Genomic DNA, 624 nt, shown 5'->3' with positions numbered 1-624 from the left:
TCCGCGTGGGTGCGGGCGTCGTCCACGAGTCGGACCCCCAACGCGAGTACGACAAGACGCTGGCGAAGGCTCGGGCGCTCATCACCGCCATCGACGAGGCGCTGGGCGAGCGCGCGAACATGACCGTGGGGACGGAGCGATGACGCGCATCCTCGTCGTCGACAACTACGACTCGTTCGCCTACAACCTCGTGCAGTACGTCGGCGAGGCGGTCTCCGAGGCGCGGGGTGGTGACGAGAGCGCGGATGGGAGCAGTTCGGACGGCTCAGACGACGTGCTCGTCTATCGCAACGACGCGCTCTCGACCGACGACGTGCGCGACATCGACCCGGACGGCATCGTCGTCTCGCCCGGACCCGGCACCCCCGCGGAGGCCGGCGTCTCGGTGTCGGTCTTCCGCGACCTCGACTACCCGACGCTCGGCGTCTGGTTCGGCCACCAGTCGCTGTGTGCCGCCCTCGGGAGTCGCGTCGGCCACGCGCCCCACGTCGTCCACGGGAAGCCCTCGCTCGTCGAACACGACGGCGCGGGCGTCTTCTCGGGGCTGCCCGACCGAATCGAAGTCGGCCGCTACCACTCGCTCGCGGTCGAACACGACGACGTGCCCCCCGAGTTAGCGGTGAC

1 protein-coding gene is annotated in these 624 nt (G+C 70.0%); it reads left to right on the top strand.

What is annotated here, in order from left to right:
• Window positions 1-139: 139 nt before the first annotated feature.
• The coding region (locus tag DVK06_RS16920; RefSeq protein WP_121601127.1) for an aminodeoxychorismate/anthranilate synthase component II at window positions 140-624 on the top strand (485 nt) is incomplete at its 3' end.

Origin of the sequence: Halorubrum sp. Atlit-28R (genome assembly GCF_003665955.1) — an archaeon.
Classification (GTDB): Archaea; Halobacteriota; Halobacteria; order Halobacteriales; family Haloferacaceae; genus Halorubrum; species Halorubrum tropicale.
Note: the sequence above shows the minus strand (reverse complement) of the source record. Positions and strands in the feature narration are given on the sequence as shown.